At 61.1% G+C, this 17144-nt stretch carries 16 protein-coding genes; 15 read left to right on the top strand and 1 reads right to left on the bottom strand.

What is annotated here, in order from left to right; all coding sequences use genetic code 11:
* The first annotated feature begins 21 nt into the window (after positions 1-21).
* The 13 genes from nuoG (at position 22) to ispF (ending at position 13175) form a co-directional block, all read left to right on the top strand.
* Positions 22-2355, top strand: coding sequence for an NADH-quinone oxidoreductase subunit NuoG (gene nuoG, locus ACQ4WR_RS14440; protein WP_436488043.1), 2334 nt, complete (start codon positions 22-24; stop codon positions 2353-2355).
* Complete coding sequence (gene nuoH, locus ACQ4WR_RS14435; protein ID WP_436488041.1) at positions 2355-3437, top strand: NADH-quinone oxidoreductase subunit NuoH; 1083 nt, start codon at positions 2355-2357, stop codon at positions 3435-3437. The genes nuoG and nuoH overlap by 1 nt, the downstream gene beginning before the upstream one ends.
* Before the next feature lie 14 nt (positions 3438-3451).
* Complete coding sequence (nuoI, locus tag ACQ4WR_RS14430) at positions 3452-3940, top strand: NADH-quinone oxidoreductase subunit NuoI (protein ID WP_010399726.1); 489 nt, start codon at positions 3452-3454, stop codon at positions 3938-3940.
* Between the two features lie 66 nt (positions 3941-4006).
* Positions 4007-4639 (top strand): NADH-quinone oxidoreductase subunit J, encoded by a 633-nt coding sequence (locus ACQ4WR_RS14425; protein ID WP_102295138.1) that lies wholly within the window; start codon positions 4007-4009, stop codon positions 4637-4639.
* On the top strand, positions 4636-4944 hold the full coding sequence (nuoK, locus tag ACQ4WR_RS14420; RefSeq protein ID WP_010399724.1) for an NADH-quinone oxidoreductase subunit NuoK: 309 nt from the start codon (positions 4636-4638) through the stop codon (positions 4942-4944). The genes ACQ4WR_RS14425 and nuoK overlap by 4 nt, the downstream gene beginning before the upstream one ends.
* 46 nt (positions 4945-4990) lie before the next feature.
* A complete protein-coding gene (gene nuoL, locus ACQ4WR_RS14415) occupies positions 4991-7084 on the top strand; it encodes an NADH-quinone oxidoreductase subunit L (RefSeq protein WP_102295139.1) in 2094 nt (697 codons plus the stop codon).
* Between the two features lie 29 nt (positions 7085-7113).
* On the top strand, positions 7114-8613 hold the full coding sequence (locus ACQ4WR_RS14410; RefSeq protein WP_092795020.1) for an NADH-quinone oxidoreductase subunit M: 1500 nt from the start codon (positions 7114-7116) through the stop codon (positions 8611-8613).
* A 16-nt stretch (positions 8614-8629) separates the two neighbouring features.
* Positions 8630-10132, top strand: a complete 1503-nt coding sequence (nuoN, locus tag ACQ4WR_RS14405) for an NADH-quinone oxidoreductase subunit NuoN (protein WP_436488038.1) — start codon at positions 8630-8632, stop codon at positions 10130-10132.
* A 3-nt stretch (positions 10133-10135) separates the two neighbouring features.
* Positions 10136-10459, top strand: coding sequence for a DUF2818 family protein (locus ACQ4WR_RS14400; protein WP_102295145.1), 324 nt, complete (start codon positions 10136-10138; stop codon positions 10457-10459).
* 174 nt (positions 10460-10633) lie between these two features.
* On the top strand, positions 10634-11206 hold the full coding sequence (locus ACQ4WR_RS14395; RefSeq protein ID WP_102295147.1) for an NUDIX domain-containing protein: 573 nt from the start codon (positions 10634-10636) through the stop codon (positions 11204-11206).
* Between the two features lie 8 nt (positions 11207-11214).
* Positions 11215-11910, top strand: coding sequence for a hypothetical protein (locus tag ACQ4WR_RS14390; RefSeq protein ID WP_436488035.1), 696 nt, complete (start codon positions 11215-11217; stop codon positions 11908-11910).
* 12 nt (positions 11911-11922) lie between these two features.
* The gene (gene ispD / locus ACQ4WR_RS14385; protein WP_436488033.1) at positions 11923-12651 is read left to right on the top strand and encodes a 2-C-methyl-D-erythritol 4-phosphate cytidylyltransferase; all 729 of its coding nucleotides are present in this window, start codon (positions 11923-11925) and stop codon (positions 12649-12651) included.
* 20 nt (positions 12652-12671) lie between these two features.
* Positions 12672-13175 (top strand): 2-C-methyl-D-erythritol 2,4-cyclodiphosphate synthase, encoded by a 504-nt coding sequence (gene ispF, locus ACQ4WR_RS14380; RefSeq protein WP_436488031.1) that lies wholly within the window; start codon positions 12672-12674, stop codon positions 13173-13175.
* A 132-nt stretch (positions 13176-13307) separates the two neighbouring features.
* Here ispF and ACQ4WR_RS14375 read toward each other — a convergent pair whose 3' ends face one another.
* On the bottom strand, positions 13308-13469 hold the full coding sequence (locus ACQ4WR_RS14375) for a hypothetical protein (RefSeq protein WP_436488029.1): 162 nt from the start codon (positions 13467-13469) through the stop codon (positions 13308-13310).
* A 445-nt stretch (positions 13470-13914) separates the two neighbouring features.
* On the opposite strand from ACQ4WR_RS14375, the gene ACQ4WR_RS14370 reads away from it, so the two are divergent.
* Together ACQ4WR_RS14370 and ACQ4WR_RS14365 are read left to right on the top strand one after the other, a co-directional pair.
* Positions 13915-15834, top strand: a complete 1920-nt coding sequence (locus ACQ4WR_RS14370) for a PKD domain-containing protein (protein ID WP_436488027.1) — start codon at positions 13915-13917, stop codon at positions 15832-15834.
* 114 nt (positions 15835-15948) lie between these two features.
* Positions 15949-17124, top strand: a complete 1176-nt coding sequence (locus ACQ4WR_RS14365; protein ID WP_436488025.1) for a PQQ-dependent sugar dehydrogenase — start codon at positions 15949-15951, stop codon at positions 17122-17124.
* Positions 17125-17144: the final 20 nt, after the last annotated feature.

Raw genomic sequence — 17144 nt, 5'->3', positions numbered from 1 at the left:
CTGCGTCAGGTAACGATCACCATGGTTGAAATCGAAATAGACGGCAAAAAAGTCGAAGTCCCTGCTGGTAGCATGGTGATGGACGCCGCCAACAAATTGGGAACCTACATTCCGCACTTCTGCTATCACAAGAAATTGTCGATCGCAGCGAACTGCCGCATGTGCCTGGTCGAAGTGGAAAAGGCCCCCAAGCCTTTGCCCGCTTGCGCGACCCCGGTCAGTGCCGGCATGATCGTGCGTTCCGCCAGCGATAAAGCTGTGCAGGCGCAAAAGTCGGTCATGGAATTCTTGCTGATTAACCACCCGCTCGACTGCCCGATCTGCGATCAGGGCGGCGAGTGCCAGTTGCAAGACTTGGCAGTGGGCTACGGCAAGAGCGAATCGCGCTACAAGGAAGACAAGCGCGTTGTGACGCCGAAGGAAGCCGGTCCGCTGGTGTCCATGCAGGAAATGTCGCGCTGCATCCAGTGCACCCGCTGCGTACGCTTTGGCCAGGAAGTGGCCGGCGTGATGGAGTTGGGCATGATCGGCCGTGGCGAACACTCGGAAATCGTGTCCTTCGTCGGCCAGTCGGTCGACTCCGAACTGTCGGGCAACATGATCGACCTGTGCCCGGTCGGCGCACTGACCTCGAAGCCGTTCCGCTACAGCGCCCGTACGTGGGAACTGTCGCGCCGCAAATCGGTCAGCCCGCATGACGGCCTCGGCTCGAACCTGATCGTGCAAGTGAAAGCTGGCAAGGTCAAGCGCGTGCTGCCGCTGGAAAACGAAGCCGTCAACGAATGCTGGATCTCGGACAAGGACCGTTTCTCGTATGAAGCGCTGGACAGTGCCGAACGCCTGACCTCGCCGATGCTGAAACAGGGCAACGAGTGGAAAGAAGTCGATTGGCAGACGGCGCTGGAATACGTGGCGCACGGCCTGAAAAACATCAAGCACGAACATGGCGCCGACGCCATCGCCGCGCTGGCAACGCCGCACTCGACCGTTGAAGAGCTGGTCCTGCTGCAAAAGGTCGCGCACGGTCTCGGTTCCGAGAACGTCGACTTCCGCCTGCGCCAGACGGACTTCGCGCTGGACGCGAACGTCAAGCCATGGCTGGGCATGCCGATCAACGAATTTGGCCAGATCAAGCGCGCCTTCGTCATCGGCTCGTTCCTGCGCAAGGATCACCCATTGCTGGCCACGCGTTTGCGCGCGTCCGTCAAGGGCGGCGCCAAGCTGTCGATCCTGCACGCCTCCGACGATGATCAGCTGATCACCATCGCCAACAAGATGATCGTTGCGCCAAGTGACTGGCTGGCAGCCTTGTCGGAAGTGGTCGCCGCTGTTGCCAAAGCCAAAGAAATCGCCGCGCCAGCCGGTTTTGAAGCGGTTGCCGCTTCGGACGTGGCAGTGGCCATCGCCGCCAGCCTGATGGCCGGCGACCACGGCGCCGTGCTGCTGGGTAACGCGGCAACGCAACACCCGCAAGCGTCGCAACTGCATGCTGCCGCGCAATGGATCGCCGAACAGACGGGCGCCACCCTGGGCTACCTGACGGAAGCGGCCAACACGGTTGGCGCGCACCTGGTCGCCAAGCCGCGCGCGAACGTGCAAGCTGCGTTTGCCGTACCGAAAAAAGCCTACGTGCTGCTGCACGCCGAGCCGGAACTCGATGCTGCCAATCCACAAGCGGCCCGCGCCGCCCTGGACAAGGCCGAGATGGTCGTGGCGATGTCGGCCTTCAAGCATGGCATGGACTACGCCGATGTCTTGCTGCCGATCGCCCCGTTCGCTGAAACCTCGGGCACCTTCGTCAACTGCGAAGGCCGCGCGCAAAGCTTCAACGGCACCGTGAAACCGCTGGCGGAAACCCGTCCAGCCTGGAAAGTGCTGCGCGTCCTGGGCAACATCCTGGGCCTGGCCGGTTTCGACTACGACACCTCCGAAGCGATCCGCGACGAAGCGTTTGGTGCCGGCGTGACCGACCTGTCGGCACAGCTGAACAACATCGCCAAGAACGCGCCGGAAGCGGCAAGCTACGCACCGGCTTCGCCTGCGCTGCAACGCATCGCCGACGTGCCGATCTACTTCGCCGACGCGCTGGTACGCCGCTCCGAACCGTTGCAACGCACGGTCGATGGCGCCACGCCGCAAGCCCACCTGTCCGCCGAACTGGCTGGCAAGCTGGGCATCAAGGCGGGCGACAAGGTCAAAGTGGCGCAAGGCTCCGGCAGCGCCATCCTGGTGGCGGCCATTCACGCCGGCCTGCCAGCCAATGTGGTCAAGGTGTCGGCGGCGCATGCCTCGACGGCTGGCCTGGGCGGCATGTTCGGTGACATCACAGTTGAAACAGCAGAGGGGAAAATCTGATGGCTCTGCCTGAATTTGTAAACGTCATCAACGCCGGCGGCCAAGAACTGCTGGGCGGCAGCTGGCCTTTCTTCTGGACCCTGATCAAGATCCTGTGCGTGCTGTTGCCGCTGATGGGCCTGGTTGCTTACGCCACCTTGTGGGAGCGCAAGCTGATCGGCTGGATCCAGATCCGCGTCGGTCCGAACCGCGTGGGCCCGTTGGGCTTGCTGCAGCCGATCGCCGATGCGCTGAAACTCTTGTTCAAAGAGATCATCATCCCGTCCAAGGCCGCCAAGGGCCTGTTCGTGATCGGCCCGATCATGACCATCATGCCGGCCCTGGCCGCCTGGTCGGTCGTGCCTTTCGGTCCGGAAGCCGTATTGGCCAACGTCAATGCGGGCTTGCTGCTGCTGTTGGCGATTACCTCGATGGAAGTCTACGGCATCATCATCGCCGGCTGGGCTTCGAACTCGAAGTACTCGTTCATGGGCGCCATGCGTGCGTCGGCACAGATGATTTCGTATGAAATCCCGATGGGCTTCGTGATGGTCATCGTGCTGATGGTCTCGGGCAGCCTGAACTTCATCGACATCGTCGGCGGCCAGCAAATCGGCTACTTCGCCGAAAAAGGCGTGAACTTCATGTCGTGGAACTGGCTGCCGCTGCTGCCGATGTTCGTCATCTACCTGGTGTCGGGCCTGGCTGAAGCCAACCGCCACCCGTTCGACGTCGTCGAAGGCGAGTCGGAAATCGTTGCCGGCCACATGGTCGAGTACTCGGGCATGGCCTACGCCATGTTCATGCTGGCCGAATACGCCAACATGATCCTGATCGGCGCGCTGGCTTCGATCATGTTCCTCGGTGGCTGGTCCGCACCATTTGCTTTCCTGGAGTTCTGGGGTGGTTTCGGCGGCTTCTTCTGGCTGTTCGCGAAAACCTTCTTCATCGTCTCGGTGTTCATCTGGGTACGCGGTACGTTCCCACGCTACCGTTATGACCAGATCATGCGCCTCGGCTGGAAAGTGTTTATCCCGTTGACGCTGGTCTACCTGGTCTTCGTCGCTGCCTGGATGCAGACATCCTGGAATATTTGGAAGTAAGAGAGTGCATACGAATGGATAAGGTAAAAGATTTCTTCAGCAGCCTCTTGTTAGGCGAGCTGATCAAGGGCATGGCGCTGACAGGCAAGTACATGTTTTCGCGCAAGATCACGGTGCAATTCCCGGAAGAGAAGACACCGATCTCGCCGCGTTTCCGTGGCTTGCACGCGCTGCGCCGCTACCCGAACGGCGAGGAACGTTGCATCGCCTGCAAACTGTGCGAAGCGGTTTGCCCGGCGATGGCCATCACGATCGAATCGGAACAGCGTGACGACGGTTCGCGCCGCACCACGCGTTACGATATTGATTTGACCAAGTGCATCTTCTGCGGTTTCTGCGAAGAGTCCTGCCCGGTCGATTCGATCGTCGAGACGCAAATCCTGGAATACCACGGCGAGAAACGCGGGGATTTGTATTACACGAAAGAGATGTTGCTGGCCGTAGGCGATCGTTATGAAAATGACATCGCCGCTGCGCGCGCCGCCGACGCACCTTATCGCTGATGGATGCGCCGCAGCTGAGAGGCTGCGGCGCGCCCCTCGTTCATCTGTACGTCTATTGGGTTTTTTATGGACTTTAAAACAATTTTGTTTTACGCCTTCGCGCTGATCTTGATTCTGGCAGCGACGCGCGTCATCACGGCCCGTAATCCGGTCCACGCAGTGCTGTTTCTGGTACTGTCCTTCTTCTCCGCGGCCGGCATCTGGATGCTGCTGCAAGCTGAATTCCTGGCCATCGTGCTGGTATTGGTGTATGTCGGCGCCGTGATGGTGCTGTTCCTCTTCGTGGTCATGATGCTCGATATCAATATCGACCGCATGCGCGAAGGCTTCTGGGGCTATCTGCCGTTGTCCGTGACGGTGGGCGTGATCATCGTGCTGGAAATGGCCGCGGTCCTGTGGCACGGTTTCCGTAACTTTGCGCCAAGCATCGCGCCGGTGAACGTCAACCTGGGCGGCACCAAGGAACTGGGCATGCTGATCTACACGAAATACGTGTTCGCCTTCGAGATCGCCGCCGTCGTGCTGCTGGTGGCCATCGTTGCCGCCGTTGCACTGACCCTGCGCAAACGCAAGGACACCAAGCATTTCGCTCCAGGCGATGCCGTGCGCGTCAAGCGCAACGACCGCCTGAAGATCATCAAGATGGACGCGGTTGTCGAGCGTCCTGCGGCTGAGCCGGAAGTTAAGGAGGCACCATGACATTATCGCTCACACATTTTCTGGTCCTGGGCGCGATCCTGTTCGCAATCTCGATCGTCGGTATTTTCCTGAACCGCAAGAACATCATCGTATTGCTGATGGCAATCGAATTGATGCTGCTGGCGGTGAATATGAATTTCATCGCGTTCTCCCATTTCATGGGCGACGCGGCCGGTCAGATCTTCGTTTTCTTCATCCTGACGGTTGCCGCCGCTGAGTCGGCTATCGGTCTGGCTATTCTGGTGGTGATGTTCCGTAATCTGGATACCATCAACGTCGAAGACCTGGACAGCCTCAAAGGCTGATGTTTTTCAGACTCGATCTCTCGAATAATAACGATTAAGGTTCATCATGGCGGGGCAACTCCTCAACCCTAACCTCCTTCTTGCCGTACCGCTGGCGCCGCTGGCCGGTGCCGCGATTGCAGGTTTGCTTGGCACCCAGTTCCTGGGTAATTTGGTCGGACGCAAGACGTCGCATACCGCGACGATCCTGGGCGTTCTGATTGCACTCATCCTGTCCGTCCACACGCTGCTGGCCGTACTCGATGGCGCGACGTTCAACGGCACCATCTATAACTGGATGACGATCGGCACCCTGAAGATGGAAGTGGGCTTCCAGATCGATTCGCTGTCGGCGATGATGATGTGCGTGGTCACCTTCGTGTCCCTGATGGTGCACATCTACACGATCGGCTACATGAAGGACGACGAAGGCTACAACCGCTTCTTCGCCTACATCTCGCTGTTCACGTTCTCGATGCTGATGCTGGTCATGGCCAACAACTTCCTGCAACTGTTCTTCGGTTGGGAAGCCGTGGGCCTGGTCTCTTACCTGCTGATCGGTTTCTGGTACCAGCGTCCGACGGCCATCGTGGCCAACATGAAGGCGTTCCTCGTCAACCGCGTGGGCGACTTCGGCTTCATCCTGGGCATTGGCCTGCTGCTGGCCTATGCCGGCACCATGAACTACCAGGAAGTGTTCGCCAAGAAAGACGAACTGGCACTGTTGAGCCTGCCTGGTACCGACTGGGCCCTGCTGACCGTGGCCTGCATCTGCCTGTTCATCGGCGCGATGGGCAAGTCGGCGCAGTTCCCGCTGCACGTGTGGCTGCCTGACTCGATGGAAGGTCCTACCCCGATCTCGGCACTGATCCACGCCGCGACGATGGTGACGGCCGGTATCTTCATGGTCTCGCGCATGTCGCCGCTGTTCGAACTGTCCGACACGGCACTGTCCTTCATCCTGGTGATCGGTTCCATCACGGCACTGTTCATGGGCTTCCTGGGCATCATCCAGAACGACATCAAGCGCGTCGTCGCCTACTCGACCCTGTCGCAGCTGGGCTACATGACCGTGGCGCTCGGTTCGTCCGCCTACTCGGTGGCCGTGTTCCACCTGATGACGCACGCATTCTTCAAGGCACTGCTGTTCCTGGGCGCCGGTTCCGTCATCATCGGCATGCACCACGATCAAGATATCCGCAACATGGGTGGCCTGCGCAAGTACATGCCTATCACCTGGATCACTTCCCTGATCGGTTCGCTGGCCCTGATCGGCACGCCGCTGTTCTCCGGTTTCTACTCGAAAGACAGCATCATCGAAGCCGTCGAAGCAACGCACATCTGGGGCGCTGGCTTTGCCCAGTTCGCCGTGCTGGCTGGCGTGTTCGTCACTGCCTTCTACTCGTTCCGCATGTACTTCCTCGTCTTCCATGGCAAGGAACGTTTCGGCCAGCCACACGCGCACGGCCACGACGACCATCACGCGCCTGCGGCCAAGCATGATGCCCACGCGCATGACGACCATCACGAAGAGGAAGAGGACGACCACGCGCACCACGGTCTGGAACCTGGCCAGAAGCCGCACGAGTCCCCATTCGTCGTCTGGTTCCCGCTGGTGATGCTGGCGATTCCTTCGCTGATCATCGGCTACCTGACGATCGGCCCGATGCTGCATGGCGATTTCTTCAAGGGCGTGATCTTCGTCGGCGAAAACCATCCAGCAATGGAAGAGTTGTCGCATGAATTCCACGGCGCAATGGCGATGGCGATCCACGGCCTGTCGACGGCACCGTTCTGGCTGGCATTGTCCGGCGTGGTGGCAGCCTACTACTGCTACATGGTCAACCCGCGCGTACCGGCCTGGTTCTTTGCCAAGTTCCACGCGATCCACACCCTGCTGGACAACAAGTACTACATGGACAAGTTCAATGAAGTCGTGTTCGCCGGCGGTGCCCGCTTGCTGGGTAATGGCCTGTGGAACTTCGGTGACAAGAAGCTGATCGATGGCCTGCTGGTCAACGGTAGCGCCAAGGTCGTCGCCTGGCTGTCCTCGCTGTCGCGAGTGCTGCAGACCGGCTACATCTATCACTATGCATTCGTGATGATCCTGGGCGTGCTGGGCTTCCTGATCTATTTCCTGCCATTCTGGCCCGCTAAGTAAGCTGACCTGATAAAAGAATACTGAGAACCATGATGCAGTCTACGATTTCTACACTACCTCCTTACCTGAGTCTGTCGATCTGGGTGCCGATCATTTGCGGCGTCCTGGTCCTGGCTCTCGGCCGTGACAGCAAAGCGGGCTTTACCCGCTGGCTGTCGCTGGCTGGCGCGGTGCTCAGCATGCTGTGCACCTTGCCGCTGATCCAGCATTTCGACAACGCCGCACACGGCATGCAATTCGTCGAAAAAGCACCGTGGATTGAAACCTTCAATATCTGGTACTCGCTGGGTATCGACGGCCTGTCGCTGTGGTTCGTGCCACTGACGGCCTTCATCACCGTCATCGTCGTCATTTCGGCGTGGCAAGTGATCGAGAAGCGCATCGCCCAGTACATGGGATCGTTTTTGATCCTGTCGGGCCTGATGATCGGCGTGTTCTGCGCGCTGGACGGCTTGCTGTTCTACTTCTTCTTTGAAGCAACCCTGATCCCGATGTTCATCATCATCGGTATCTGGGGCGGTTCGAACCGCGTGTACGCGTCGTTCAAGTTCTTCCTGTACACCTTCTTCGGTTCGCTGCTGACTCTGGTTGCCATCATCTACCTGCGCAATGTGTCGGGCACCTTCGACATCCTGGCCTGGCATGCGTTCAAGCTGACGATGAACGAGCAGATCTTCATCTTCCTGGCCTTCCTGATGGCGTTTGCCGTCAAAGTGCCGATGTTCCCGGTCCACACGTGGCTGCCGGACGTCCACGTGGAAGCGCCAACGGGTGGCTCCGCCGTGCTGGCCGCCATCATGCTGAAACTGGGCGCCTACGGCTTCCTGCGTTTCTCGCTGCCGATCACGCCGGACGCCAGCCACTACCTGTCGGGCTTCATGATCACCCTGTCGCTGATCGCGGTGATCTACATCGGTCTGGTTGCCTTGGTGCAAACGGACATGAAAAAACTGGTCGCCTATTCGTCGATCGCGCACATGGGCTTTGTCACCCTCGGCTTCTTCATGTTCAACGACATCTCGGTGCAGGGCGGTATCGTGCAGATGGTCTCGCACGGCTTCATCTCCGGCGCGATGTTCCTGTGCATCGGCGTGCTGTATGACCGCATGCATACCCGCAACATCGCCGACTACGGCGGCGTCGTGAACCGCATGCCGAAATTTGCCGCCTTCTTCGTGCTGTTCTCGATGGCCAACTGCGGCTTGCCAGCGACCTCCGGCTTCGTCGGCGAGTTCATGGTGATCCTGGGCGCGGTGAAATACAACTTCTGGATTGGTCTGCTGGCTGCAACGGCACTGATCTGGGGCGCGGCGTACTCGCTGTGGATGGCCAAGCGCGTGGTGTTCGGCAAGATCAAGAACAAGCATGTGGCTGAACTGACCGATATCAACAAACGTGAATTCTTCATGCTTGCTGTACTGGCCATCGCCGTGCTCGTAATGGGTCTGTACCCAGCCCCGTTCACCGACACGATGCAAACTTCGGTTGCTGACCTGCTGCAGCATGTCGCCACCAGCAAGTTGCCTTAAATAGAAGACCGATAACATGACTAATGCACCTAATCTGGTACCGCTGTACGCGGAAATCTTTCTGCTGATCGCCACGTCGGCGCTCTTGCTGATCGATATGTTCTTGCCTGCGGCGAAGCGCACGATTACCTATGCGCTGTCCTTGCTGACCCTGGCCGGCTGCGCCTTGCTGACCGTGGGCGACTTCAACGCGGGCACCACCGTCTACACGTTCCACAATATGTTCGTGTCGGACCCGATGTCGCAGCTGCTGAAACTGTTCTCGTACGGCGCCGTGGCGCTGACCCTGATCTACTCGCGTGCCTACGCTACCGACCGCAACATGCTGTCGGGTAACCTGGGCGGCGAGTTCTACGTGCTGGCCCTGTTTGCACTGCTGGGCCAGATGATCATGATCTCGGCCAACAACTTCCTGATCATCTACCTGGGTCTGGAACTGATGTCGCTGTCGCTGTACGCGCTGATCGCCCTGCGCCGTGACAATGCCAAGGCCACGGAAGCGGCCATGAAATACTTCATCCTGGGCGCACTGGCTTCCGGTTTCATGTTGTACGGTATCTCGATGCTGTACGGCGCGTCCGGCACCCTGGACCTGGGCGAACTGCGCGTGGCGCTGGAAAACGGCAAGACCAACGGTACCATCATGGTCTTCGGCCTGGTCTTCCTGGTTGCCGGCCTGGCCTTCAAACTGGGCGTCGTGCCATTCCACATGTGGGTGCCTGACGTGTATCAGGGTTCGCCAACGGCCGTGACCCTGCTGCTGGGCGGCGCGCCGAAACTGGCCGCGTTTGCCATCACCCTGCGTTTGCTGGGCGAGGGCTTGCTGCCGATGGCGCATGACTGGCAGCAGATGCTGCTGGTACTGGCCGTGATGTCGCTGGCTATCGGTAACTTTACCGCGATCGCGCAAACCAACCTGAAGCGTATGCTCGCGTATTCGACCATTGCGCAAATGGGCTTCGTTCTGCTGGGTCTGCTGTCGGGCACCGTTGACGCGCCGAACAACACCCTGAACGCGGCTGGCGCAGCCACCGCCTACGGCGCCTCGATGTACTATGTCATCACCTATGTGTTCACCACCCTGGGTACCTTCGGCGTGATCATGTTGTTGGCACGTAACGGTTTCGAAGCGGAAGAACTGGCCGATTTCAAGGGCCTGGGCAAACGCAGCCCGATCTTCGCGCTGGTCATGACCCTGTTCATGTTCTCGCTGGCCGGCGTGCCGCCGCTGATGGGCTTCATGGCCAAGTACTCGGTGCTGGCCTCCGTGCTGGCCACGGGCCAGCTGTGGCTGACCATCGCTGCCGTGCTGTTCTCGCTGATCGGCGCCTTCTACTACCTGCGCGTCGTGAAAATGATGTGGTTCGACGAGCCGACCGACAGCAATGCGCTGGTCGTGCATGGCGACATGCGCGTGGTGCTGGCCCTGAACGGCGTGTTTGTCCTGGCGCTGGGCGTGATGCCGAACAGCATCCTGGCGGCCTGCGCTTCGGCCATCAGCAAGACCCTGGCGTCCTGACCGATGGATGTCACCGTCTCCAGCTGGCTGGTGATCGCCCTGGGCATCCTGGGCGCCAACCTGCCTTTCTTTAACGAGAAACTGTTTGCCGCCGTGCCTTTGAAAAAGGCCGCACCAGCGGAGCAGGGCTGGCGCAAGCCGCTGGCACTGCGCCTGCTGGAGATGGTGGTGCTGTACTTCGTCGTCGGCGCCGTGGCGTTCGCGCTCGAAGCGCGCATCGGCAACGGCTTCCCGCAGACGTGGGAGTTCTATGCCATCACCGGCTGCCTGTTCCTGGTGCTGGCTTTCCCGGGGTTTGTGAGCCGTTATTTACGCAAACGCCGCTAGAACGCTGATCAAACCTGCTGCGCGTCGCGCTTTGCGGCCTGTGATGCTCACTGTGCTACAGCACAGCTCCGCTTCTCAGCCACAAATCACTGCCGCTCGCGACGGTTTTGTCAGTGTTCCTACCCTCCGAAAGCGGCGCCTCTGGCGCCGTTTTTTATTGAATAAAGGAATTCCATGGATACCCAAGCCACTGATACGCAATTGATTGAAACCAAGGTGGACGGCGAGATCGTCTACGAGGGTGGCTTCCTGCGCGTGCAGCGCGACCGGGTGACGCTGCCGGACGGCAAGATCACGGCGCGCGAATTCATTTTGCATCCGGGTGCCGTCGTCATCCTGCCGCTGCTCGACGATGGTACGGTGCTGATGGAGCGCCAATACCGCTATCCGCTGGAGCGGGTCTTCATCGAATTCCCCGCTGGCAAGATCGACGCGGGCGAAGCGCACCTGGCCTGCGCCCAGCGCGAGCTGCTGGAAGAGACAGGCTACACGGCAACAAGCTGGCAATTCGTCTCCACCATCCATAACGCCATCGCCTATTCGGACGAGCACCTGGAGCTGTACCTGGCGCGCGGCCTGGTGGCGGGCGAGCGCCGTCTCGACGACGGTGAATTCCTGGAAACGTTCACGGCCACCGTGCCGCAGCTGCTGGACTGGGTCAGGGATGGCACCATCACGGACGTGAAAACCGTGATCGGCATTTTCTGGCTCGACAAGATCACCAGCGGCGCCTGGCAGCCGGCCTGATTCCATCCATGCGCACGGCCATCTTCCTGTTGCTGGCGGCTGCCGCCTGCGGTGCGCAGGCGCAGACGCGCACGCCGTTCCAGGTGCGCTGCGAAGACAGCATCAGCAAGACGGTGTCCGTGCTGACGGCGCAGCAGAACGGCTACAGCATCGACACGCATCTGCCGTACAAGGCGCTGACGGTAATGAAAGGCATGGCGCGCGCCAACACCTGGGTGCTGGGCCTGACGAAGACGGATTCGCAGGTGCAGATCGGCCTGGCCGGTCCCATGCTGCAGGACCCCGCCAGCGGCTACGAATGCGTGGCGCCGCAAATCACCGTCAAGATTACCTACGCGCCCGTGGTGATCTATATCGGACGCGAGTTCGCTCCCGGCAGCTGCGCGTATGATGAGATACTGGCGCATGAGCTGCGGCACATGAAAACCTATATGGAGCATTTGCCCAAGGTGGAAAAGACCGTGCGCGCCGCGCTGGCCAGGCGCTTCGAGGCGCGCCCCCTGTATGCGCCGCGCGGCACGGCCAAGGCGGCGCTGGCGCGCGAGATCGACACGGGCTGGTTGCCCTACATCAAGGCGGAGATGCGCAAGGTGGAAACCTTGCAGGCGGCCATCGATTCTCCGCAGGAATATGCGCGCCTGGGCAAGGCCTGCAAGGGCGACATCCAGAACATCCTGGCGGGCAAGGCAGCGCCCGCCAACTAGACAAGGAATGGCATGACAGTAGCAGTACCGAATAGCGTCCGTTACTTTGCGCTGATCCCCGCCGCCGGCGTGGGCGCACGCATGCAAGCGGGCAGTCCCAAGCAATATTTACCCATCGCCGGCAAGCCCATGCTGCGCCACGCGCTCGACGCCTTTATGGCCAGCCCCCTGATCGCGCACACGTATGTCGTCGTCAGCGCCGATGATGGCGTGATCGACTCGGTGGTGCAGGAGCACGGCGCAGGGTCTGGCGTATCGGTGCTGCGCTGCGGCGGCGCCACGCGCATGGAAACGATCTTGAACGCCCTGCAAGCCTTGCACGGCAGCCTGCAGGCGCACGACCAGGTGCTGGTGCACGACGCGGCGCGGCCCGGCCTGACGCCGGCGCTGATCGAAAAACTCATTACCGAAGTGGGCGACCATCCGGCCGGCGGCTTGCTGGCCTTGCCCGTGGTCGATACCGTCAAGCGGGCGGGGCAGGGCACGGGTGCCGCCACCATGTCGGCGCAGACAGTGCCGCGCGACGGCCTGTGGCTGGCGCAGACGCCGCAAATGTTCAGCTATGCCTTGTTGCACAAGGCCTTGTCCGAAGCGCCCGATCCGCAGGCGATTACCGACGACGCCAGCGCCGTCGAAGCGCTGGGCCTGGCGCCCAGACTCGTCGAGGGCCACCCGCGCAACCTGAAGGTGACCCTGCCGCGTGACATCCACACGGCCGAAATGTATTTGGCCCATCCTTGAATCCTGAACCGAAAGAGCGCATGACGATCACCAACACTCCCGACCTCCCATTTCGCATCGGCCAGGGCTATGACTGCCACGCCCTCGTGGAAAACCGCGACCTGATCATCGGCGGCGTGAAGATTCCGCATCACCTGGGCTTGCTCGGCCATTCCGACGCCGACGTGCTGCTGCACGCCATCACGGACGCCATTTTCGGCGCCGCCGCGCTGGGCGACATCGGCCGCCATTTCCCCGACACGGACGCGCAATTCAAGGGCGCCGATTCGCGCACCCTGCTGCGCGAAGCCGTGCGCCGCGTGCAGGCGACGGGCTACGTGATCGGCAACATCGACGCCACCATCATCGCCCAGCGCCCGAAGATGGCGCCGCACATCGCCGCCATGTGCGCCAACGTGGCCGCAGACCTGGGCGTGAGTGTGGGTCACGTCAACATCAAGGCCAAGACGAATGAAAAGCTGGGCTATCTGGGGCGTGAAGAGGGTATTGCGGCGGAAGCCGTGGCCTTGCTGCTGCGGGCTTGAACCGGGCAGGCATCAGCAGTGTGTCGGGCTTACGCGGCGCGCCGCCGCTAATTCGCCGTAACAGGCTTATTGCTGTCATCAACAATATGTCGGATTACGCACGGCTGTGCCGTGCTCATCCGACCTAGGCGCTCAATGCGCGCCCTGGTAGGTCGGATTAGCGCAAAGCGCGTAATCCGACATCAGCATCAGCATCAGCATCACCATCACCATCACCATCACCATCACCATCACCATCACCATCACCATCACCATCACCATCACCATCACCATCACCGCCGCACGCTCAGGCACGGCACGGACGGCAATCCCGGGCCATTGTCTTGCAGGCGCAGCGCGCCACCGTGCATTTGCGCTGCGGCATGGTGGCGCGGCGGACTTGGCCAGCGCCAGCAGGCTGGCCAGGGTGCCGGATCAATCTGCTACAGCGCCAGCCCGGCGCTTACGCCAGCCTTTGCATAGCATCAAAGTGTAATGTCAGGGCCGGTGGCGCTTCAAAAAAACGTTTCCCACGTGATCTTTTGTGAAAATTAAATATTATTTACGTGATAATATCCGTTCGGCAATTTTTTTGGACGCGACAAGACGTCATTTATAACCACGGGAAGTACTGAGAGAACGGATTCATATGAAGTGTTGTACGCAAGGACCAGTCGTGCGCTGGCTGGGTGCAAGCCTGTTGGCCATGTCGATGCTGGCTGGTTGTGGCGGAGGCGGGAGCGATAGTCCCGCGCCGCCGGTGGCCGTAGCACCGCAGCCGGCCGTGCTGTTTGCCGGAGCCGTTTCCGCCGCTGCCGAAGGCGCCGACGCCATTGGCAGCATGGGTGCGCCGATTGAACTCGATGCGAGCGGCAGCAAGGATGCTGACGGCAATGCGCTCAGCTTTACGTGGAGCATCGTCTCCAAGCCGGCAGGCAGTGCGCTGAGCCTGGAAGCGCCTGGCGTGGCCAAGGTGAGTTTCCAGGCCGATGTGCTGGGGACCTATGTCTTCAAGTTGCGGCTCACCAATAGCAAGGGTGGTGCGGCTGAAAAAAATGTAACCGTACTGGTCAATAATCGGGTGCCGAATGCGGTGGTGGTGGTCAATGCCACCTTCACGGCACAGCCGGTCGTCATGCCGGCCGTGTCGATCTCGCTTGGTGCCGGCATCGTCCTCGATGCCACGGGCAGTACCGACGCCGATGGCGACGCGGTTGCCACCACCTGGGAATTGATCGACAAGCCGTCCGCCAGCGCGTCCCGGCTGACCATCATCGGCCATGCGGCGCGTTTTTCGCCCGATGTGCTGGGCCGGTATTCGGTGCGTGCCCGCGGTGCGGACGGCAAGGGTGCGTATGCCGAAACGGTGTACCAGTTCGATGCCAACAACAGCATTCCTACTGGCGTGATCCAGGGTACTGTGGCGGTGGTCAGCCGCGACAATCAGAGCGTACCCGTGGGCCAGCCTGTGGTCACCAGCGGCATCCTCAGCTATGACGAAGGCGGCGCCAAATTGAGCTATGCCTGGGCGGTCGACAGCCGTCCCGCCGGTTCCGTGGCCACCGTCGGCGCAGGTGCTGCGGCGATTCCTTCCTTTACGCCGGATGTGGCCGGTGCCTACGTGCTGTCGCTGACGGTAGGCAATGGCCGCCAGACGGCGGTTGCCTACCTGAAGCTCAATGCGTACACGTCGACGTCCAGCGTGCTGCCGCTGCCGTTCAAGCCGGTCGACGTGCGTTATAGCCTGGCCGCTGACCGCCTGGTGGTCGTCACTGCCGAGCCAGATGCCGTGAAAGTCATCAATCCGGTGGACGGTACCTTCACCAGCGTCAATCTGCCGGCGGCGGTCAAGGCCTTCAATCTGAGTCCGGATGGCAAGCTGGCGGGGGTGCTGCATGATGGCGTGGTCAGCCTGGTTGACCTGGCGACAGGTACCCTGCTGAAGTCGACGGGCACTGGCGGCACCCAAACGGAAGTGTTTGTTAGCAATGACGGCGTGGTATTCCTCACGGGCCAGACGCTGGTGTCATCCGCGCGGCCGGCGATTGCGGTCATTAACGGCCGTACGGGGCAGGCTCTGCCTTCGCTGGATTTTTCCAGTGGCGGCGGTTTCTATGGCGCCTTGCGCGGCGTGTTTGCCACATCGAAGAACAAGGCGTTTCTTTCGCAGGGCAGTTACTCAAGTCTGGCCTATTTCACGATCGACCCGGCAACGAATGCCATCCTGACCAGCGGTAGCACCTACAGCGAATACAGCATGCCATCGCCGTTCGTCCTGTCGCCGAAGGAAGACCTGTTGTTTACCGCAAATGGCACCTACTTCAATACCGATACGCTGAAATATGTGGGGCGCTTTATTCTCGGTACCAGCAGCAGTGGTCTCAGCAATAGCCTGCAGTCGATGAGCTACTCGCCGACCAAGGCGGAAGTGCTGCTGATGGAAAGCTCGCTTGACTATGTTTATCCGGCCTACGATACGACGTATCAGACCAGCTACAAGAAATATAGCGGCGAGCTGTTGTTCGGTGCGGGCAGCGTCAGCCTGCCGGTGATTGGCGGCGAAGCCAGCTATGGTATCGGCGTCTTCCACACTGCCGCCGGCGATCCGGTGGCGCTGGTGCAGACGGGCGGCGCCGTAAAAAGCACGCCGCGCGCGAAATACTATCTGGTGTATCGCTGATCGCATGAAAACGGCGGCGCGTCCGCCGTGCAATGTATGCTATTTTTAAAGGCGGCGGGGTGGCGGAAACCATCCCGGCCGCCTTTTTTCATTGACGACACAGGAGAATTCCCGATGCCTATCATCAAGCGCACACACCTTGCCACCGCACTGCTGCTGGGAGCCTTCGCGGCTTGCGCGATGCCCGCCCACGCCGAACTGCAAGCCACGGGCGAGCCGCCCGCTGCCAAACAGGGCTGGAAGGCCGAGACTGTCGCGCAGGGCGTGCGCCAGCCGTGGGGCATTGCCTGGCTGGGCGAGGGCCGCGCGCTCGTTACCAGCAAGCTGGGCACCTTGCACCTGCTGAATGGCAAGACGTTCAGCGACGTGGCGCTGGAAGGCATGCCGGCCGTCTTTACGGGCGGGCAGGGCGGCCTGCTCGATATCGTCATCCACCCGCAGGATGCCGGCAAGCCCAATCCCCGCGTGTACATGACGCTATCGACGGGCAACAATGATGCCAACCGCACGACCCTGGTGCGCGGCGTCTTCGATGGCAAGAAGGTGACGGGCATCCAGACCCTGTTCAAGGTGGCCACGGACAAGAGCGGCGGCCAGCACTTCGGTTCGCGCCTGCTGTGGCTGCCGGACGGCAGCTTGCTGATGAGCGTGGCCGATGGCGGCAACCCGCCGCTGCGCATCGGCGACCGCCTGGCGCGCGAGCAGGCGCAGAACCTGGCCACGCACCAGGGTTCCATCCTGCGCCTGACGGACGAGGGCAAGCCCGCGCCCGGCAACCCGCTGGCGGCCAAGGGCGCCTTGCCGGAAATCTGGTCGTACGGCCACCGCAACGTGCAGGGCCTGGCGCTCGATCCCGTGTCTGGCCGCGTGTGGGCCACGGAACACGGCCCGTATGGCGGCGATGAACTGAACCTGGTGGTGGCGGGCGGCAACTATGGCTGGCCGTTGCAAAGCTATGGCGCCGACTACAAGACGCATGAAGCCGTTGGCAAGCACGAGGTGGCGGGCATGCTCAACCCGAGCGTGGCCTGGGTGCCGTCGCCGGCACCGTCCGGCCTGGCCTTCTACACGGGCGACAAGATTCCCGCCTGGCGCGGCAGCGTGTTCAGCGGCGGCCTGGCGGCCAAGGATATCCGCCGCATCGCCGTCGATGCCAGCGGCAAGGTGACGGGCCAGGATCGCCTGGCCATCGGCGCGCGCGTGCGCGACGTGCGCCAGGGGCCGGATGGCTATCTGTATGCGCTGACGGATGAAGACAACGGGCGCTTGCTGCGCATCGTGGCGCAGTAACACGGCAGGCGCCCACTTCG

Source organism: Janthinobacterium amylolyticum, assembly GCF_051380655.1.
Taxonomy (GTDB): Bacteria; Pseudomonadota; Gammaproteobacteria; order Burkholderiales; family Burkholderiaceae_D; genus Janthinobacterium.
Note: the sequence above shows the minus strand (reverse complement) of the source record. Positions and strands in the feature narration are given on the sequence as shown.

Coding starts and splice junctions, on each gene's coding strand:
- nuoG (WP_436488043.1), top strand. CDS start 22: ATGGTTGAAATCGAAATAGACGGCAAAAAAGTCGAAGTCCCTGCTGGT.
- nuoH (WP_436488041.1), top strand. CDS start 2,355: ATGGCTCTGCCTGAATTTGTAAACGTCATCAACGCCGGCGGCCAAGAA.
- nuoI (WP_010399726.1), top strand. CDS start 3,452: ATGGATAAGGTAAAAGATTTCTTCAGCAGCCTCTTGTTAGGCGAGCTG.
- ACQ4WR_RS14425 (WP_102295138.1), top strand. CDS start 4,007: ATGGACTTTAAAACAATTTTGTTTTACGCCTTCGCGCTGATCTTGATT.
- nuoK (WP_010399724.1), top strand. CDS start 4,636: ATGACATTATCGCTCACACATTTTCTGGTCCTGGGCGCGATCCTGTTC.
- nuoL (WP_102295139.1), top strand. CDS start 4,991: ATGGCGGGGCAACTCCTCAACCCTAACCTCCTTCTTGCCGTACCGCTG.
- ACQ4WR_RS14410 (WP_092795020.1), top strand. CDS start 7,114: ATGATGCAGTCTACGATTTCTACACTACCTCCTTACCTGAGTCTGTCG.
- nuoN (WP_436488038.1), top strand. CDS start 8,630: ATGACTAATGCACCTAATCTGGTACCGCTGTACGCGGAAATCTTTCTG.
- ACQ4WR_RS14400 (WP_102295145.1), top strand. CDS start 10,136: ATGGATGTCACCGTCTCCAGCTGGCTGGTGATCGCCCTGGGCATCCTG.
- ACQ4WR_RS14395 (WP_102295147.1), top strand. CDS start 10,634: ATGGATACCCAAGCCACTGATACGCAATTGATTGAAACCAAGGTGGAC.
- ACQ4WR_RS14390 (WP_436488035.1), top strand. CDS start 11,215: ATGCGCACGGCCATCTTCCTGTTGCTGGCGGCTGCCGCCTGCGGTGCG.
- ispD (WP_436488033.1), top strand. CDS start 11,923: ATGACAGTAGCAGTACCGAATAGCGTCCGTTACTTTGCGCTGATCCCC.
- ispF (WP_436488031.1), top strand. CDS start 12,672: ATGACGATCACCAACACTCCCGACCTCCCATTTCGCATCGGCCAGGGC.
- ACQ4WR_RS14365 (WP_436488025.1), top strand. CDS start 15,949: ATGCCTATCATCAAGCGCACACACCTTGCCACCGCACTGCTGCTGGGA.